This window comes from Enterococcus sp. S22(2020), from assembly GCF_020295385.1.
Lineage (GTDB): Bacteria > Bacillota > Bacilli > Lactobacillales > Enterococcaceae > Enterococcus_L > Enterococcus_L dunnyi.
The window spans coordinates 14658-31480 of sequence record NZ_JACFUD010000002.1; the positions used below are offsets into that span (position 1 = coordinate 14658).

The following is a 16823-nucleotide window of genomic DNA, read 5'->3' on the forward strand; positions in this document are numbered from 1 at the left end:
CTGACGGAATGGAAAGGCTATCACAAGACTTTTCTAATGAATCATTGTACGCTAGGCTCATAAAATGAATCGGAGGGATTTTCATGAAGAAAAGACATATTGGATTAGTTACTGCGGGTGTGTTAGGTGCAGCCGTTCTTGCCAAAAAAGCATCCGTCGATAAAAAAACAGCAAAACTTTCAGAAGTGGAAGAAGAAATCAATAGCCGTTATTATGGTGATAAGCAAGTCTATCTCATCGGTGGCGGTATTGCGACGATGGCAGCAGCAGCTTACTTACTTCGTGATGCAAATTTTAACGGTAAAAATATCCATGTGATCGAAGGAATGAAAATTCTTGGTGGTAGCAATGATGGTATAGGTACAAATGAAAAAGGTTTTGTTGCTCGTGGTGGTCGCATGCTGAATGAAGAAACCTATGAAAATTTCTGGGAGCTATTTAGTACTATTCCTTCATTGGATTGGCCTAACCACAGTGTGACAGAAGAAATATTGAATTTTGACCACTTACACCCAACACATGCACAAGCACGTTTGGTTACAAAAGAGCAAGAAATTCTTGATGCCCATACTATGGGCTTTGACAATGAAGACCGTTTGGCTATGTCTAAATTATTGGCAACTCCTGAAGAAAAGTTGGATGGTGTGACGATTGAAGAATGGTTTGGCCCTCATTTCTTTGAAACGAATTTCTGGTATATGTGGCAAACAACCTTTGCATTCCAAAAATGGAGCAGTGCCTTTGAGTTGCGCCGCTATATGAATCGAATGATCTTAGAATTTTCTCGAATCGATACGTTGGAAGGTGTTACTCGTACACCGCTCAACCAATATGATAGCGTGATCCTACCTTTGAAAGCTTATCTAGAAAAACATGGGGTTGACTTTACACTAAATGAGGATGTTGTGGATCTAGAATTTAAACCAGGTTCCGATATTACCGTGACTGCATTAAAACTGGGCAATGGTGAAACGATCGAATTAAATGAAGAAGATGTGGTCATCATGACCAACGGTACAATGACAGACAGCTCTACCGAAGGAGACTGGAGTCATCCGGCGCCGGAAGTGACAGAAGAGTCACGTTCAGCAAGACTTTGGCGTAATATTGCGAAGAAAAAAGCTGGATTAGGAAATCCTGAACCGTTTTTCGGTAATGAAAAAGAAACCAATTGGGAAAGCTTTACCGTGACGTGTAAAGGTGACAAGTTATTAAAACGTATTGAAGAATTCTCCGGTAATATTCCAGGTTCGGGTGCATTGATGACCTTAAAAGATTCAAGCTGGTTGTTAAGTACTGTTGTGGCAGCTCAGCCGCACTTCAAAAATCAAAATCCGGATACCACGATTTTCTGGGGCTACGGCATCTATACGGATAAGATCGGTGATTATGTGAAAAAACCAATGCGTGACTGTACAGGAGAAGAAATCTTGTATGAATGGATCTGTCAAATGGGCTGGCAGTCAGATTGGGAAGAAATCAAACAAGACATCGTCAATGTGATTCCAGCATATATGCCTTATATTGATGCCCAATTCCAACCGCGAAAAATGAGTGATCGTCCAGCTGTCGTACCTGAAAACAGCACAAATTTTGCGATGGTCAGTCAATTTGTTGAGATACCAAAAGATATGGTCTTTACAGAAGAATACTCTGTTCGAGCAGCGCGAATTGCGGTATACACACTGTTTGATATTGATAAAGAGATCGTACCAGTGACACCTTATAACCGTGATCCTAAGGTTTTGGCAAAAGCGGCACAAACGATGTTTAGATAGTAATGAAAGTGACTGGGATACAACGCGTAAAGTTATATCCCAGTTATTTTAATATAGAAGACTAGCTATGTTACTATAATAAAATGAGGAGGGATAGGATGAAAAAAGTACTATTTGTCTGCTTAGGAAATATTTGCCGATCACCTATGGCAGAAGCTGTATTTAGAGAGAAAGTCAAAAAGCACAGGTTAGAAAATCAGGTACAGGTTTCTTCGGCTGCGACTAGTCGCTGGGAAGTAGGCAACCTACCACATCAAGGTACACAAGAAATCTTAAAAAGGCAGGGGATTTCTTTTAGTGGAATAAAAGCAACACAAATCAAAGAACTGGATTTTTTTGAGTTTGACCTTCTTATTGGAATGGATACAGAAAATGTAGCGGATTTAAAACGGGTCGCACCTTATGGAACAGAAGAGAAGATTCATTTATTTATGGAAGTTGTAGCCGGTAAAGAGAAGATGGATGTTCCAGATCCTTATTATACTGGTGATTTTGATCAAACCTATACATTAGTCGATCAAGGAACAGATGCTTGGTTAACTCATTTGGTTAAAGAATAAAAAATAGAAAAGAAATCAAAATCTCAGACTAAAGGTGGATGTATCTTTTTTATGAATATTTTACAATAGAAAAGTAGAGCAACAACGTAAAATGATCATTAAAAAGATTGGAGGAAATAGAAGATGAAAGGCTCATATAAAACAGTTGTATTTGAGACGAGCTTGTATTATATTTTATTGGCGATTGTACTGCCCTTGATTTACGCTGTTACGTATCATGTCGCTTTTTTATCTGTGTTTACTACAGAATGGCTGGCAGTGACACTATTTCTATATCCGATCGTTTTAGTTTTATCGACCATCCGTTATGGCTATATTCGAATCAGAAAGACAAGTCATTCATAAAAAGACTGAAACAAAAAATCGATCATTTTTTGTTTCAGTCTTTTTTTATTTTATAATGTCATTTGTTCCATTTGGAAAGCATCCGTCATTTCTTTCGTCGCTTTATCGATCGGAGTCACAGACTCCAGTTCACCTTGGACTGCGATTCGAGTTGTCGCATACATGTCACCGCAAGTAATCAGCGTGATCATTTTCTTGCCGGGAACATCATCGATCAACTCCACGCGTGAAGGATCGATCTTTTCTACATAATTGATTTTATACGTATATACGTTATTCAAGTCCGTAGTGTAGATCAGCTCACCTGGTTTTGAATATTCTAATGGTGAAAATAGCGAAACCATATCTTGCACACGATGACTGGCAAGCGCATAGTTGCCTTTACCCATCTCCTGATCCGGTTTCATTGTACCAGCACCGGTCAATAGCACAACATTGTCTAGTCCTCTGAAAATCGGTAAGTTGATTTTCACATCAGGAAGCGCTACTGCTCCGATCACAGGTAAATTTCGGTTTCCAAATTGAGCTTTGATGACAGCTTCTGTACTAAGCGATTCAACAGCTTCAAAGTCAAAGGAAACATCTTTTTTATTATTTTTTTCGATATCTTCAGGCGTTAGTTTTTCTACAGCATACGCTTTTCCATTTTGCTGGATCAGCAGATTTCTAATTTGTGTGTTGAAGACTAAAGCTAAACCAACGATCAACAATAGGAATAAAAATATATTGAGCAGCCAATTTCGTTTTCTGGATTTTTTCTTTTTAGGTACTTTTTTTCTTGAGGCCATAAGCTCCCTCCTTTTTTATAAGTGTATCATAAGTTGATTTGAAACCCTAGCTTAAAAACTTTATTTTTTTCTAAAAGTTCGTTTTTAAAAAGGGTCGTTAAAAAAATGAACGACTTTTAAGCAATGAGAAAAATAGCTTATATAGACTGCGCTAGATGGAACGTTTTTAACTCTTTGTAACTGAAACTTAAAATAAAAGACACAAGCTTTTATTACAGAAATATTGTAGAATGGAAGTAACGAAAAATGATAGGGGGATCGAACGAATGGTAGAATTGATTTATGTACATATCGACATGACCAGTAATGCAGTTTTATCAAAAGGAATCACACATGCAGATTTTACGCATTCGATCGTTCATCACCCGAAAAATCTTCTTTTGCTGAATCCATCTGCAGAAGAAGGAGAGTATGATATGCATAGTGGTTTGAAGATCATTCGCGGTGAAGAGAATGTAAATCAGTATTTTTCAACCACTCACCGCAGAAAAATGAACGAGGAAATCAAGTGGATCGATTTTTCAGATGTCACGATGCTGAAAGAGCTAACACCATTAGAAATCTCAGAACTGCTCTATTTTGGTCATATGAAGACAAGTCTTCATTCACCATTTTTTTATAAATTACAAAATAATTTTGTGTTTTTTGAATTTGTTGATCATATGACACGTATTTATTATCGCTATATCGATGAGTTTTATCGAATCTTAGCGGATAAAATCACTCGAGTGATTTTAGAAAAAGTCAATGATCGTAAAACATTCTTTAAGAGAGGGATTCCAGTTGAGAAATTGGATGTCGATATCCTAAAAGAAATGAAGACGATTCTACAAGAAGGTGTGGTCTTTTGCTTCGATCAAATGGACATCAAAGGTAAGGAGTATCACATTCCCATCCATGTTGTAGAAGATTCATTGTGGAAAACGAAAAACTTTGCTTACCGCAATGAACCTGTGATCGCTATTTTGATTTATAATACAGCCAAACGCTCGTGGCGTTTGATTCATGAAGATGATTTTGAATTTTCTGGATTCCCAAAACAAGCATAATTTAGAAACACTGATAAGAAAGCCGTAGTTGCTCTCTTATCAGTGTTTTTTTAGATGTTTTTTTGTAATCTCAGACGTTTAGCAATTTTTTCGATCAAGAAAAGGGCAGGTAATTGAGAAGTCAGCTCGATCGTTTTGTCATGGTTATCACTTGTTTTGTAGATCGTCTCCCGATTGATCGTATAAGGAATGTTCAAATCGGACATTCTACTGATCGTTGAGCTGTCGCTGTTGGTGATGGAAATGATCGGGCATTTTTTTGTATTCAGACGTTTGATGTAGTGGATGATTTCTTTCGTTTCACCTGTGACGGATAGGGCGATCACACATGTTCGTTCAAGGATATCATCAGGAAACCATTCAATTGGGTAGTTAGAAGGATCCTCGATTCGTAAGGCTGTTTGAGACAAATTAGTGAAATAAAGAGAACCATAAGCGGCAATCGGTTCAGATGAACCGGAACCGAGAAAAAGGACTAACCCTTTATCTGATAAAAGTGTGACAGCTTGTTCAATTTTATGATCAAGGAAAGGCTCATTGACACGTTCTAAGAAGTGGATATGCTGAGTTTCATCGACATCAGCAATTTGAGCCTGATTGATCGATTCATAATATAAATGTAGTTTGACTTTGAATTCAGAGAAACCATTACACTCAAATTTATGACAAAAGCGTAAAATACTTGCAGTACTGGTATGTGTTTCAGTAGCTAAATCTCTGATACGCATGTAAGTGACAGTCTTTAAATTGTTGGCGATATAGTGGTAAATTTCATATTCTAAAGGATTCAAATCAGGGATATAATCTAAAAAAAGCATAGTGGCCTCCTTGTAGTTACAGACTGTGACAAAATTGTGAGAAGTGACAAAAGCCGTCAATTATCACAAAGGAATGAAAGCGTATAACAAACATTATAATCAATGCTATACTCCAATTATAGATTGTGAAAGCGCAATCTGCAAGCAGAATAAAAAGCGTTTTAGCTAACAAAAAATCAATATTGGAGGATAAGGTGGATGAACATAGAATTTCCAAAAAGCTTCTTTTGGGGAGCTGCATCAAGTGCAACACAAGCGGAAGGCAGACAAGCAGGAGATGGAAAAGGAGAAAACATTTGGGATTATGCTTCTAAAAAGTATAATCATCGATTTTATGAAGGTGTAACGACAGAAAATACCTCGTATTTTTATCGGGATTATAGAGAAGACATTCAAAGAATGCAGGATATTTCTTTTAACTCTTTCCGGACCTCGATTTCCTGGTCACGTTTGATCCCAGATGGCATTGGAGACGTGAATCCTAAAGCAGTAGCATTTTACAATGATATGATCGATACACTGATTGAAAAAGGTGTTGAACCATTTATCAATTTGTACCACTTTGATATGCCGATGGAATTACAGAAAATCGGCGGATTTGAAAATAGAGAAGTGATCACCGCATATAAAAACTATGCGAAAACTTGTTTTGAATTATTTGGGGATCGAGTGAAATACTGGTTTACGTTTAATGAGCCAATGATTCCGGCTGAAGCAGGGTATCTTCATGATCGTCATTATCCATATGTTGTTGATTTCAAACGTGCGGCAACGGTTTTACACCATATTATCGTGGCTCATTGTGAAGCAGTTAACGTCTATCGTGAATCAAAACAGGAGGGGAAAATCGGTATCATCATGGATGTGATCCCAGTGTATCCAAGAAGCCAAAATCCGGCAGATCTGTATGCAGCAGAGATGGCAGACCTTTTCTATACGAAAAGTGTGAATGATGCGATTTTAAAAGGAAAGTACCCAGAGAAACTAAAAGAAGTGCTAGTAGAATATGATCAATTACCGGAAGTTACGGAGGAAGACATAGCGCTGATCAGTGAAACGAAAATCGACTTATTAGGCATCAATTACTATCGACCTCGTAGAGTCAAAGCCAAAGAATGTTTACCGAATCCGCAGGGTGTTTTTTCACCTGAATGGTTCTTTGACGAATATGTGATGCCGGGCAGACGAATGAATACGTCACGAGGGATCGAGATTTATCCAAAAGGAATTTATGATATTGCTAAAAAAATTCAGACAGAATATGACAACATCGATTGGTTTGTTTCTGAAAATGGGATCGGGATCGAAGGAGAAGAAGCATTCATCGCAGAAGGGATCGTTCAAGATCAATACCGTATCGATTTTTTGAAGGAACATTTGAGGTATTTGAACAAAGCGATGAAAGAAGGAAGCAATTGTCTTGGTTATCATATGTGGACGTTTGTGGATTGCTGGTCATGGGGCAATGCTTATAAAAATCGATATGGTTTTTATCGCTTGGATTTAGCGACAGGAGAAAAGACGGTGAAGAAATCTGGGTTGTGGTTTAAAGAAATGGTGAAGGAAAATGGGTTTGATTAAAGAAAGGAAGACAGATTTTTATGATGAAGATGTTTGATAGTTTAGCAATGAAGTTACTGCCGATCGCGAATGCGATCGGTAACCAGCGGCATCTACAGGCGATTCGAAATGGATTGATTTCGATTTTACCATTAACGATCGTTGGATCATTTTTTACAATACTGCTGAATTTACCGATTCCAGGCTATTCAGAATTGATCGCTCCGTATTTGACAGCGCTGGATATTCCATTTCGATTTACGGTGGGGTTGATGTCTTTGTATGCAGCGTTTACGATCGGCTCTTTTTTGGGCAATACGTACAATTTAGACAAGATCACTAGTGGATTTCTTTCCATGCTGGCTACATTACTGATGGTTGTGCCGATCAATCTTCAAGAAGGAGTGGATATTGCCGGCAATGCGGTTGCTGGCGGCCGTTATATTCCGATCACGCCATTAGGTTCGCAGGGACTGTTTGGAGCGATCGTTGCCGCACTGATCTCTGTTGAGATTTATCGCTTTACTAAAGAAAAGAACTTGGAAATAAAAATGCCGGAGGGAGTTCCACCAGTCGTTGGAGAGTCTTTTGCAGCCTTATTGCCTACACTATTAGTGATTCTGATTTTTTGGATTCCTAGACATTTCTTTGATTTTAATTTGAATGATCTGCTCAGTCTAGCAATTTCCCCCCTAAAGGTTTTCTTGACTGGAAATAATTTGTTTGGCGGGATCATCACTCAATTTATGATTTGTCTATTTTGGGTCTTAGGTATCCACGGGCATGCCGTTTTAGGACCAATTATCCGCCCATTTTGGGATCAGGCAATTTTAGAAAATGCTGAATTGTTTCAAAATGGGACCAGCGCCTTTCATCTACCTAATATTTTCACAGAGCAATTTTATCAATGGTACGCTCAAATGGGTGGAACAGGTGCAACACTAGCATTAGTATGTTTATTTCTATTTTCTAAATCAACCTATTTGAAGCAATTAGGCAAATTGTCGATTCTACCTGGAATCTTTAATATCAATGAACCAGTGATCTTCGGAACACCGATCGTGATGAATCCTTTGTTAGCGATCCCATTTATTTTAGTGCCAATCGTGAATACGATTTTAGTCTATATAGTGACCGCTTTAGGGTGGATGCCAAAAATGATGGTCAAGCCGCCATTTTCAATACCGGCCCCACTAGGAGCACTAATCACCTCTAACTGGAATTGGGTAGCTTGTGTAATGGTATTCGTTTGTTTTGCAGTATCGTTAGCGATTTACTATCCTTTCTTTAAAATGTTCGAAAAGATTCAAGTAGAACAAGAGTCGCAGGAAGCGGCAGTTGAAAGCGCTGATGCGTAAGCTAAAAAAGGAGTGGACAAGATGCTTTATATGATCTATGGTGGAATTATTTTTGCTACACATTATTGGCTAAAAGAAAATCAGTGGGTATTGCAAAAAAGATTACGCCATGTGATTTTTGTGACTCTTTTGACTATAGGTGCAGCGATAATAATCAGTACGTGGTTAGGTAGCTTGATTCCGGTTATTGTGATGACCTTAGTGGCAGCAACGATTTTACAAAGTAAGTACCTGAGCCAATTGGCTGTTCGAAAAATCAAAAAATAGTAAAAAAGTGAGTCGATCTTTTCGAACGATACTAGTCGTTCTACTCATTGACTCACTTTTTTGCTGATTCTATTTCTACTTCTTTATCTTTCAAGGCATCTTCGATTTCTTTATGCAGGAAGTAAGAAATCACTGTTCGAATGACGACTAAAATCGCCAATTTTAAAATATCTTGAAAGGTGGGCTTAATGATCGATTCGATGATATCTGCAGCAATCAGTATCTCCAAGCTTAATAAGATATAGCTGCCTAAAAAACTTTTGATGAAATTATTTTGGCGTGTCATGACGATTCGGTTTCTATTTGTGCGTTCACTTTTAACGAAGTCGATGCCGGCAACGATAACCCCCCACACTAAAATAGCGATCGAGAAGACATTCAACGCTAAAATAAACAGATCAAAAAAAGGGATCAAATCATTCATGATTGTTTGTGCTAAATCGTGCATTCAACGATCCTCCTTATTCTCACGTTATTTTTTGTGCAGAGACTAATAACATCATCGGTCTGCGTAGTTCATTTCTCATATCTGCACTGGCTTCCAGCATTTCAGGTGCTGGCATTGGCTCAACGACTCGAGTGATTCGAAAGCCATTTGTCAGTAAACCATCTAAATAGGTGGTCAATGTTTTATGGTATTTCATGACCGTTTCGCCTAAAAAAGTTGTTTCACGAATACTTTCATCAAAGTAACGGTCTACCGGCCAATAAATTGGCTGCCCATTTTGATCATAGATCCAGTCCTCTGCTCCTTGAGCAGTGAATATTGGGTGTTCAGCAGAAAAAATAAAGTTTCCATCTGGATTTAAACACTGATTCACTTTTTTTGCGATGTCATCAAAAGATCGAACATAATGGAGTGCTAATGAACTAATGATAATATCAAAGTGTTCATTCAATCCTTCGATTTCTTCCATCCCCATCAGCTGATAAGTGATTTTTGGAGAAGTTGTCATTTCTTTCGCTTTATTGATCATTTTTTCAGAAAGGTCGATCCCAATGACTTTTTCTGCCCCTTGGTCAACGGCATAGCGACAGTGCCAACCATACCCGCAGCCCAGATCTAAAACGGTTTTTCCAGAAAAATTAGGCAATAATTTTTTAAGTTCGTGCCATTCTCCTGCACCTTCCAGACCTTTCCTCGATCGATCCATTTGACTATAAGCTTCAAAAAAAGTCGGATTATCGTACTCATTTTTCATCACGAAGCCTCCTTTAGACCAGTGTTTTTTACTATACATTTTATTCTATCAGATTTTTAAGTGAATACCCATTAAAGAGCGTTAGCTAAAAGAATGACCACAAGTGCTTAAGACTTTGATCGCTTGCTCTTTGTCTTTATTTTTGATCAATAGATAATCTGTATTATAGGTTGATAAGGCGAAAATAGAGATGTTATTTTCTGCTAAAGGGTTGGCTAATTGTGTGAGAATACCCACTAAAGAAAAATCTAAAACGCCAGTGATTTGGATAATGAACCATCCGGGATCGATAGCTAATGCATTGGTTGTATCGATCAAATCCGTTGGTGCGATGATCGAGCATTCATCATCTGTATACGTGACGCTTTTAAAGGTTTGTAGCTCATGGAAAGATTTTGGATGTTATAAGTTGCTGGAAATTGAATGATCGAAAAATCGACTGAGTCTATTAGTGTAAGGTGCATGTATTTTCTCCTTTGAACTAAATTGATGTTTGGAAAGAAACCTGGCCATCACCGATTGGTATTGAGGGGTTTCCTGTATCTTCAAAGCCCGCATATTTACATAGGGAGCGTGTAAAATTTTTATCTTCAGTTATTAGCAGTATTAAGTGAGTAACTTCTGGGAAATGCTCTTTAACAAATTCAGGAAGTAATTGAAGCGCTCTGGTTGCGTGTCCTTTCTGTAGATGGCGGTAATCTGTTGAGATATCTTCTACGACCAAACAGTTTGTATCGTATGGCTCATCAGAACAGCGATGCAAAGTGAAAAAATTTACCAAAAGTCCATCTTCAAAGGCTAAAACAGAGAAGCGCTGCGAATCATTGACTGCTATTTGAGGTTCTCGGACATAGCGAAGTTTTCGTTCAGACAAACAGTAATTAGCAATGAGTGATTTGTGTGACTCATTATACAGGGTAAGGTACATGACTATTCCTCCTACTTCGTTAAGCGATAAGCGACAACTGATGAAAATGTATTCTATCTATAGTATAGCCTGTTTACTATTTTTTTGTAGTGATTTTCTGACGATTGTTTGAAAAAAATAAAACTGCTGGCAACGACTAGTGCTTTGCCAGCAGTTTACTTTATTTTATTTGGCGATTGTCATTTTTTGACAAGGTACTTACTTTTTTTATGTGGGCAACAGTGATCATCCGTATTTGCTGATTATCTTCTTGTAATCGTAACATGATTGAGTCTCCAATCGTTTTAGAGACGATCCATCCGGCAACTGTTTCGAATTTTTGGGAAGTCGGCACTTCTTTTAATTGTAAAACAACTAAGCTCTTTTGAGCAGAAGCAATTTGTAATTTCTTAAGAATTTCTTCACGCTCTTTATTTTTATGTTGTTTATCTTTAGCGTCGTCTAAAAATGCCGAAAAGAAACTTTGGGAAGATTGGCTGATCAATTTTGAAATGCTTTTCATTGTTGATTTGTGGTCATTATCCATTCTTCTTCCTCCTTTACGAATTTACTGCGTTTATCAGACACTGATCGTTCAGATAGTACTATTCTACCTAATAAATGTAAAAATTTCAAGAAAATATGTTCGCTTTCATTTTTCTAAAAAGGATTGCTACTTGATTTTTTCGTTAGATTCAGTAATATAAGGAGTACAGATCACTCTTTCGTGATCTGCTTTTGAAAGTACTTAGAAATGAGAAAGACTTTCAGCTTAAAAGAGGGAGATATCCATGAAACCAACTAAGAAGTCAAATACCTATATAATAGCATTACTTACCGTGACCGCTTTTGCGGGAGCACTTTTAGCAAAGGTAGCACCAATGGAAGAAGGACATGGCTTTTCAGCGGTGTTTAATGAGAAGCCGAAAGAAGAAGTGAAACCGACCGAAACAAGTGAAAGTAAAAAAGAGCCAAAAAAAGAAAAAAAATTGACTTATGTAGAACAAGTCAATGAAAATCTAACCCAAGGGAAATATGCTAACCGTATGCCGATCAAGCTGTTACTGCAAACCGATGATCGCTGGAAAGCGACACCCTACGGAATAGGTAATCCAGATGGCGATACGTTAGAAATCAATGGCTGCGCAATCTTATCTTTAGCAATGGTGGCTACTTATCTAGATCAAAAGGACCAGACACCGCAAGACATCCTGAACTGGTCAAAAAATGATTATTATTTAGAAGGTGAAGGAACGGCTTGGGCAGCTTTTTCTGATTTTGCTATGGTCAAAGGCTACCAGTTTCAAGACTTGGAAACAGATATAACAGCCGTCGAAGAACATCTAAAACAAAACCATCCAGTGATCATTTCAGTCAAACCCGGCTTATTTACAGAAACAGGCCATATCATGGTGCTCAGCGGAACGAATAATGGTAAGTTTTGGGTCAATGATCCTAACGATACAGAGGAAAAAGGACACTCTACAAAAGAATTCACTGCAGATGAGCTATTGAATGAGGCGTTGAATTTTTGGGTGATTTATAAATAATTTATAGCAGAACAGGGAATGTGATTGAAGTAATTCCCTGTTCTGCTTATTCCCAATGAAAAGAAAGCGTTTTTTTAATTTGTGGAAAATCATTGACATGGGATGGTTCCCACAAAGTACAATAAAGATATAAAAAGGAAACGGAGTGAACCGAATGAAAATTATTATTGAAAAAGACTTTGAAGCAATGAGTGAAACAACGAAAAATATTTTACTTGGCCATATGAGCCAGGATAAACGTGTCAATTTATCAATTACAGCAGGGAATACACCTGTTGGCGTATATAAAAGAATGGTGGAGATCGTGAAAAATTCACCAGATTATGCGAATGTTCACTACTATAATTTTGATGAAATTCCTGTACCTGATCAGGCGGAAGGTATCACTATTTCAGATTTGAGAAAATTATATTTCACACCTGCAAATATCAGTGAAGAAAACATTCATCCTTTGACAGTAGAAAATTATGCAGAACAAGACAAGCGTTTAGCATTAGATGGCGGTTTAGATGCGATGATGATCGGTTTAGGCGCAGATGGGCATTTCTGTGGCAATATGCCTACGACTACAAGCTTTGAGAATTTAACCTACAAAGTAAAAGTGACTGGTGATGAGCCGTGGTTTGTTCCAGGCGAAATGATTAAAGGTATGGAATTTGTCACAATGGGTCCTGTCAGTGTATTAAAAGTGAAGCATTTGATTTTGATCGTCAATGGCGCGAAAAAAGCAGAAATGGTCAAAAAAGTTCTTCAAGGGCCAGTAACAGAAGAATATCCGGCATCTGTATTACAGCTACATCCGAACTTGACAGTGATTCTTGATGAGGAAGCAGCAAGTCAATTAGATAAATAAATCCTAGAAAGAGAGCGAAAAGAACTAAGAACCAGTTTTATTTCGCTTTCTACACTTGAATAACTGGCGCGAAAAAAAGCAGTTACTACGCTACCATCCGATTACGTCGAATTCTAAGTGCTAAAGCACTAAGATTTGAGGGTTTTGGAAATAGACTGAACACTTTTTTTCACGCCTCTTTTTTTACGTCGTTCACAAACGTACGTTCCCGTGTTATTCTAGTATAAACGAAAAAAGGTGGGAAAGTCTATGGGAAAAAAGCGTTGTGACTGGGCAAATGGTAGTGAACTGGAAGAAAAATATCATGATGAAGAGTGGGGAACAGCAGAACATGACGATCGTAAGCTTTTTGAGATGTTAGTTTTAGAAAGTATGCAGGCAGGTTTGAGCTGGTCGACGATTTTGAAAAAGAGAGCGACGATGGCGCAAGCTTTCGATCAATTTGATTATGAAAAAATCGCTGAATACCAACAAGAGAAAATCGACTCCTTATTGCAGGATCCTGGGATCATCAGAAATAAGCTTAAAATTGCTGCGGCGATCAATAATGCACAAGCATTTATGCGCATTCAAAAAGACTATGGCAGCTTTGATCGATTTATTTGGTCATATGTGGAAGATCAACCGATTCGAAACAACTGGAAAGATATCAAGGATGTTCCGGCTACGACTGAATTGTCAGATAGAATCAGCAAAGATTTAAAGAAATTAGGATTCAAATTTTTAGGGACGACAACGGTCTATGCTTTTTTACAGGCTACAGGAATTGTAGATGATCATTTGCAGGGCTGTTTTAAGAATGTTAAACATTGATTTTATTTTCTGAAAATCGATTGGCGAGTTTCGATCCCATTTTTATAAAAACAATGCAAAAAATAGAAACGACCTCTTGTACTTTTTTTTAAATAAGATAAGCTTAAATGGATGGATTGTAGATAGTTATTATGTTAGGTCGCCTTTTTTGGTGTTGGTTGGTAGCGTCACTTAAAGAGCATTGTTTGAATAAGGAGGGATTTGGACAAGGTGACAGACATATACAAAGAGATTAATGCCAACTATGAAAAACTATCAGAGGCTGAACAAGAGGTTATTGACTTTATCCTAAAATTTGAAGACATCGGAAATCTGAAATTGAAAGATATCAAAGATAAACTGTATGTATCAAATGCAACAGTCATTCGGGCGTGTAAAAAGCTGAATTATGCGACTTTTAATGAATTAAAGTATGCATTTGTACGTTTAATGAAGGAAGAAAAAGATAAGCTTCCTATAGAGGCTGATTTTCTTCAAATTTTGGAAGGAATAAAGAAAGATATGCTAACAACATTAGAACTTGTCGATGAAAAAGAACTAGATTTGATTTGTGATTGCCTGCTTCAATCACGTAGAATCTTTTGTGTCGGAACAGGTTCCAGTTCACAAGTGGCTTCTGAGTTTAATCGTAAGTTAAAATTGATTGATTTGTGGACGAATGATTATTCAGATAAATTTTCAATTGAACGCATACCGCAAATTAGTACAGATCAGGATGTTGTTGTTGTTTTCTCACTGAGTGGAGAAGTAAGTGAGATCAATGAGATCATGATGCGAGCGGAAAGTAACGGAACTAAGGTTATTGCTGTGACCAATATATCCGCTAACCAGTTGAAATCATTAAGTACGTATTCAGTACCGATGTATAGCAGCCCTAACAACCGCAAGAAAATTCGATCTCGGTTGATGCTGTATGTAATGAGCACATTGATTTATGAAAAATTAGTCATAAAAATACCTATTGAATAAAAAATATTCAATAGGTATTTTTATTCGAGATGTTTTATTTAACAAGATTTTTCATCTTATAAGGCATATTATGGCCTTGATGATAGTAAAATCGGAAACGAGAGATGAAATTAAAAGTGGAGTAGTTTAGGAGAAATTTGTTATTACATATATCGATTTTACTGAGTGTGAGACCATTAAGAGAATCGGTGTTACTTTTATGAACGTTACGATTCTGGAAATGTGTTCATCTTTACAAAGTTAATTTTGCTTCAATCTTTTATTTTTATTAGGTAACCATTTAATTCTTTCTGTTTTTTTTATCATTCTTAGAGTAGAAATATTAATTTTTTATTGATATGATTGTTAATAGAGTTGTAAAGTGATTAGGGGGAGAAAACCATTGGAGATAGTAGATGTTTCAAATTGGTTAGAGGATGACACCGATGCTTCTGGGTCTAGAAAGAAGCAGTGGCTTAAGAGTGAGAATCACCTATATCTATTTAAAGAACCAAAAGATCGTGGAGAACTTTATGCTGAACATTTAGCTTACAAAATAGGAATTGAACTTTTTGATCTAAACATACCGGAAACTAATGTAGCAATTCGTAATGGAGTGGAAGGAATCTTGTCTAAAAATTTTGTTGATAGCGACAAAGTTCAATTTTCTGAGATAAGTGATTATTTTGAAAAGAGGAATCCGGAGTTTGATCCAGAAAATCTTTTTCATTATCAATTAGATTCTTGTATTGAGATTGTAGAGGAATTGAATTTGATGGAAGATTTTTTTAATATGTGCTTGTTTGATAGTATCATTGCTAACCAAGATAGGCATTGTGAAAATTGGGGAATATTACAAAGTAGTAGTCCTTTAGCGCCAGTTACTTTATTTGCACCTTTGTATGATAATAGTCCCTCTTTAGGTTGTTTACTACGGTACGATGATTTAGAAGAATATTTGAAGTTAGAAGAAAAATTTAAAAAATATACAACAAAAGCAAGAACGTTATTCTCAATTGGAACTAATAAAAAAGTGAAAATCAACGAGTTGATTTGTTATTTAAAGAAAATAGATGATTCTTTATTGAAGAAGAATTTTGACAGGTTTTCTGTAAAAAGTTATGATAAGATATATAATATAGTTGACTCTGTTGACGAAAACTATCTTTGCTCGAAGAGAAAAGAATTGGTTACACAATTAATTTTGCATAGAATAAATACTTTAGAAACCTGGATTTTAGAAAAGAGGTAGAAAAATATGAATAAAAAGTTATGTTTACTGTGGCAAAATACTTCTACTAGACAATGGTATCATGTGGGGAATTTAGAATTTACCGCAAATGATTATTTATTTTACTATGAAATAAGACAGCAAAGAAGAGGTGTGCAAGAGGCTTTAGATAATGGATATCAACTACACCCTGCTTTTCCTGATTTGAAAGAAAAATATCGAGCGAATCGTTTGTTTAATACATTTTCTAGAAGATTGCCTAATTTCAAAAGAGCTGATATTAAAGAGAAATATAGTCGTTTAGGATTCGAAAATTCAGATGACGCTTATGAACTTTTTGTACTAACAGGTGGAAAGCTAGCTGGAGATAATTATGAGTTTGTCAAACCGGTCGAACGAAGCAAGGATGGCAAACATCTGGCATTTGATTTTTATGTTCGTGGGCTGAGACATTATACTAATACAGACTTTGAGTTGCCGAAAGGAGCACGATTAAATTTTAGGGTAGATAAAAAAAACGAGTATGACGGTTGTGCTGTGGAAGTTATTTGTAACGACAAGCGAATTGGTTATGTTCCAGCATTTTACTCGCCATTTATTAAACAAGCACTAGAAAATAACGAAGAAATTGTGCTTGGAAAAGTTACTTTTGATAGTCAAGAGGCTTCTAGATTTAGAATGCTGATGGAAGTAACAATTGAGTTGAGTGAAAGCAATCATAAAGTAAATGTAGAACATTGTTTTACATGTCTATAAAAACGATATCAATAAAAGTTAATAGGTCTAAGAGAAAACC

At 36.8% G+C, this 16823-nt stretch carries 21 protein-coding genes; 13 read left to right on the plus strand and 8 right to left on the minus strand.

Going from position 1 to position 16823, the window contains the following annotated elements; all coding sequences use genetic code 11:
• The first annotated feature begins 83 nt into the window (after window positions 1–83).
• The 3 genes from H3T55_RS03120 (at window position 84) to H3T55_RS03130 (ending at window position 2683) form a co-directional block, all read left to right on the plus strand.
• Complete coding sequence (locus H3T55_RS03120) at window positions 84–1778, plus strand: oleate hydratase (protein ID WP_225533241.1); 1695 nt, start codon at window positions 84–86, stop codon at window positions 1776–1778.
• Between the two features lie 98 nt (window positions 1779–1876).
• The gene (locus tag H3T55_RS03125) at window positions 1877–2338 is read left to right on the plus strand and encodes a low molecular weight protein-tyrosine-phosphatase (RefSeq protein WP_225533242.1); all 462 of its coding nucleotides are present in this window, start codon (window positions 1877–1879) and stop codon (window positions 2336–2338) included.
• Window positions 2339–2461: 123 nt separating this feature from the next.
• On the plus strand, window positions 2462–2683 hold the full coding sequence (locus H3T55_RS03130; RefSeq protein ID WP_225533243.1) for a hypothetical protein: 222 nt from the start codon (window positions 2462–2464) through the stop codon (window positions 2681–2683).
• Window positions 2684–2733: 50 nt separating this feature from the next.
• On the opposite strand, the gene H3T55_RS03135 is transcribed toward H3T55_RS03130, so the two are convergent.
• Window positions 2734–3471, minus strand: coding sequence for a class A sortase (locus H3T55_RS03135; RefSeq protein WP_225533244.1), 738 nt, complete (start codon window positions 3469–3471; stop codon window positions 2734–2736).
• A gap of 266 nt (window positions 3472–3737) precedes the next feature.
• Here H3T55_RS03135 and H3T55_RS03140 point away from each other — a divergent pair, with 266 nt between their 5' ends.
• The gene (locus H3T55_RS03140; protein ID WP_087640584.1) at window positions 3738–4520 is read left to right on the plus strand and encodes a hypothetical protein; all 783 of its coding nucleotides are present in this window, start codon (window positions 3738–3740) and stop codon (window positions 4518–4520) included.
• Between the two features lie 50 nt (window positions 4521–4570).
• Here H3T55_RS03140 and H3T55_RS03145 read toward each other — a convergent pair whose 3' ends face one another.
• Window positions 4571–5338, minus strand: coding sequence for a MurR/RpiR family transcriptional regulator (locus tag H3T55_RS03145; RefSeq protein ID WP_225533245.1), 768 nt, complete (start codon window positions 5336–5338; stop codon window positions 4571–4573).
• 198 nt (window positions 5339–5536) lie between these two features.
• Here H3T55_RS03145 and H3T55_RS03150 point away from each other — a divergent pair, with 198 nt between their 5' ends.
• Genes H3T55_RS03150 through H3T55_RS03160 form a run of 3 tightly spaced genes read left to right on the plus strand, consistent with a single transcriptional unit; the run spans window position 5537 to window position 8523 of the window.
• Window positions 5537–6919: a glycoside hydrolase family 1 protein gene (locus H3T55_RS03150; protein WP_225533246.1), complete on the plus strand. Its 1383-nt coding sequence runs from the start codon at window positions 5537–5539 to the stop codon at window positions 6917–6919.
• A 23-nt stretch (window positions 6920–6942) separates the two neighbouring features.
• Window positions 6943–8256: a PTS sugar transporter subunit IIC gene (locus H3T55_RS03155; protein ID WP_225533703.1), complete on the plus strand. Its 1314-nt coding sequence runs from the start codon at window positions 6943–6945 to the stop codon at window positions 8254–8256.
• 21 nt (window positions 8257–8277) lie between these two features.
• Window positions 8278–8523 carry a hypothetical protein gene (locus H3T55_RS03160; protein ID WP_225533247.1) on the plus strand — a complete coding sequence of 82 codons (246 nt, stop codon included), beginning with the start codon at window positions 8278–8280 and terminating at the stop codon, window positions 8521–8523.
• A gap of 52 nt (window positions 8524–8575) precedes the next feature.
• Here H3T55_RS03160 and H3T55_RS03165 read toward each other — a convergent pair whose 3' ends face one another.
• From H3T55_RS03165 to H3T55_RS03190, 6 genes are all read right to left on the minus strand, one after another.
• Window positions 8576–8971: a DUF1622 domain-containing protein gene (locus H3T55_RS03165; protein ID WP_087640588.1), complete on the minus strand. Its 396-nt coding sequence runs from the start codon at window positions 8969–8971 to the stop codon at window positions 8576–8578.
• A gap of 19 nt (window positions 8972–8990) precedes the next feature.
• Window positions 8991–9725, minus strand: coding sequence for a class I SAM-dependent methyltransferase (locus H3T55_RS03170; RefSeq protein WP_225533248.1), 735 nt, complete (start codon window positions 9723–9725; stop codon window positions 8991–8993).
• An 81-nt stretch (window positions 9726–9806) separates the two neighbouring features.
• The gene (locus H3T55_RS03175; protein ID WP_225533249.1) at window positions 9807–10043 is read right to left on the minus strand and encodes an ACT domain-containing protein; all 237 of its coding nucleotides are present in this window, start codon (window positions 10041–10043) and stop codon (window positions 9807–9809) included.
• Window positions 10040–10189 (minus strand): hypothetical protein, encoded by a 150-nt coding sequence (locus tag H3T55_RS03180; protein ID WP_225533250.1) that lies wholly within the window; start codon window positions 10187–10189, stop codon window positions 10040–10042. The genes H3T55_RS03175 and H3T55_RS03180 overlap by 4 nt, the downstream gene beginning before the upstream one ends.
• A 17-nt stretch (window positions 10190–10206) precedes the next feature.
• Window positions 10207–10653 carry a GNAT family N-acetyltransferase gene (locus tag H3T55_RS03185; protein ID WP_225533251.1) on the minus strand — a complete coding sequence of 149 codons (447 nt, stop codon included), beginning with the start codon at window positions 10651–10653 and terminating at the stop codon, window positions 10207–10209.
• 160 nt (window positions 10654–10813) lie between these two features.
• Window positions 10814–11179 (minus strand): hypothetical protein, encoded by a 366-nt coding sequence (locus H3T55_RS03190; protein ID WP_087640592.1) that lies wholly within the window; start codon window positions 11177–11179, stop codon window positions 10814–10816.
• A gap of 244 nt (window positions 11180–11423) precedes the next feature.
• Here H3T55_RS03190 and H3T55_RS03195 point away from each other — a divergent pair, with 244 nt between their 5' ends.
• The 6 genes from H3T55_RS03195 (at window position 11424) to H3T55_RS03220 (ending at window position 16783) form a co-directional block, all read left to right on the plus strand.
• Window positions 11424–12182, plus strand: a complete 759-nt coding sequence (locus H3T55_RS03195; RefSeq protein ID WP_087640593.1) for a C39 family peptidase — start codon at window positions 11424–11426, stop codon at window positions 12180–12182.
• A 154-nt stretch (window positions 12183–12336) separates the two neighbouring features.
• On the plus strand, window positions 12337–13035 hold the full coding sequence (locus tag H3T55_RS03200) for a glucosamine-6-phosphate deaminase (protein WP_225533252.1): 699 nt from the start codon (window positions 12337–12339) through the stop codon (window positions 13033–13035).
• A 249-nt stretch (window positions 13036–13284) separates the two neighbouring features.
• Window positions 13285–13848: a DNA-3-methyladenine glycosylase I gene (locus H3T55_RS03205; protein ID WP_225533253.1), complete on the plus strand. Its 564-nt coding sequence runs from the start codon at window positions 13285–13287 to the stop codon at window positions 13846–13848.
• Window positions 13849–14058: 210 nt separating this feature from the next.
• Window positions 14059–14817, plus strand: a complete 759-nt coding sequence (locus H3T55_RS03210) for a MurR/RpiR family transcriptional regulator (protein WP_225533254.1) — start codon at window positions 14059–14061, stop codon at window positions 14815–14817.
• Window positions 14818–15199: 382 nt separating this feature from the next.
• Complete coding sequence (locus tag H3T55_RS03215) at window positions 15200–16048, plus strand: HipA domain-containing protein (RefSeq protein WP_225533255.1); 849 nt, start codon at window positions 15200–15202, stop codon at window positions 16046–16048.
• Between the two features lie 6 nt (window positions 16049–16054).
• The gene (locus H3T55_RS03220; protein ID WP_225533256.1) at window positions 16055–16783 is read left to right on the plus strand and encodes an HIRAN domain-containing protein; all 729 of its coding nucleotides are present in this window, start codon (window positions 16055–16057) and stop codon (window positions 16781–16783) included.
• The last annotated feature ends 40 nt before the right edge of the window (window positions 16784–16823 follow it).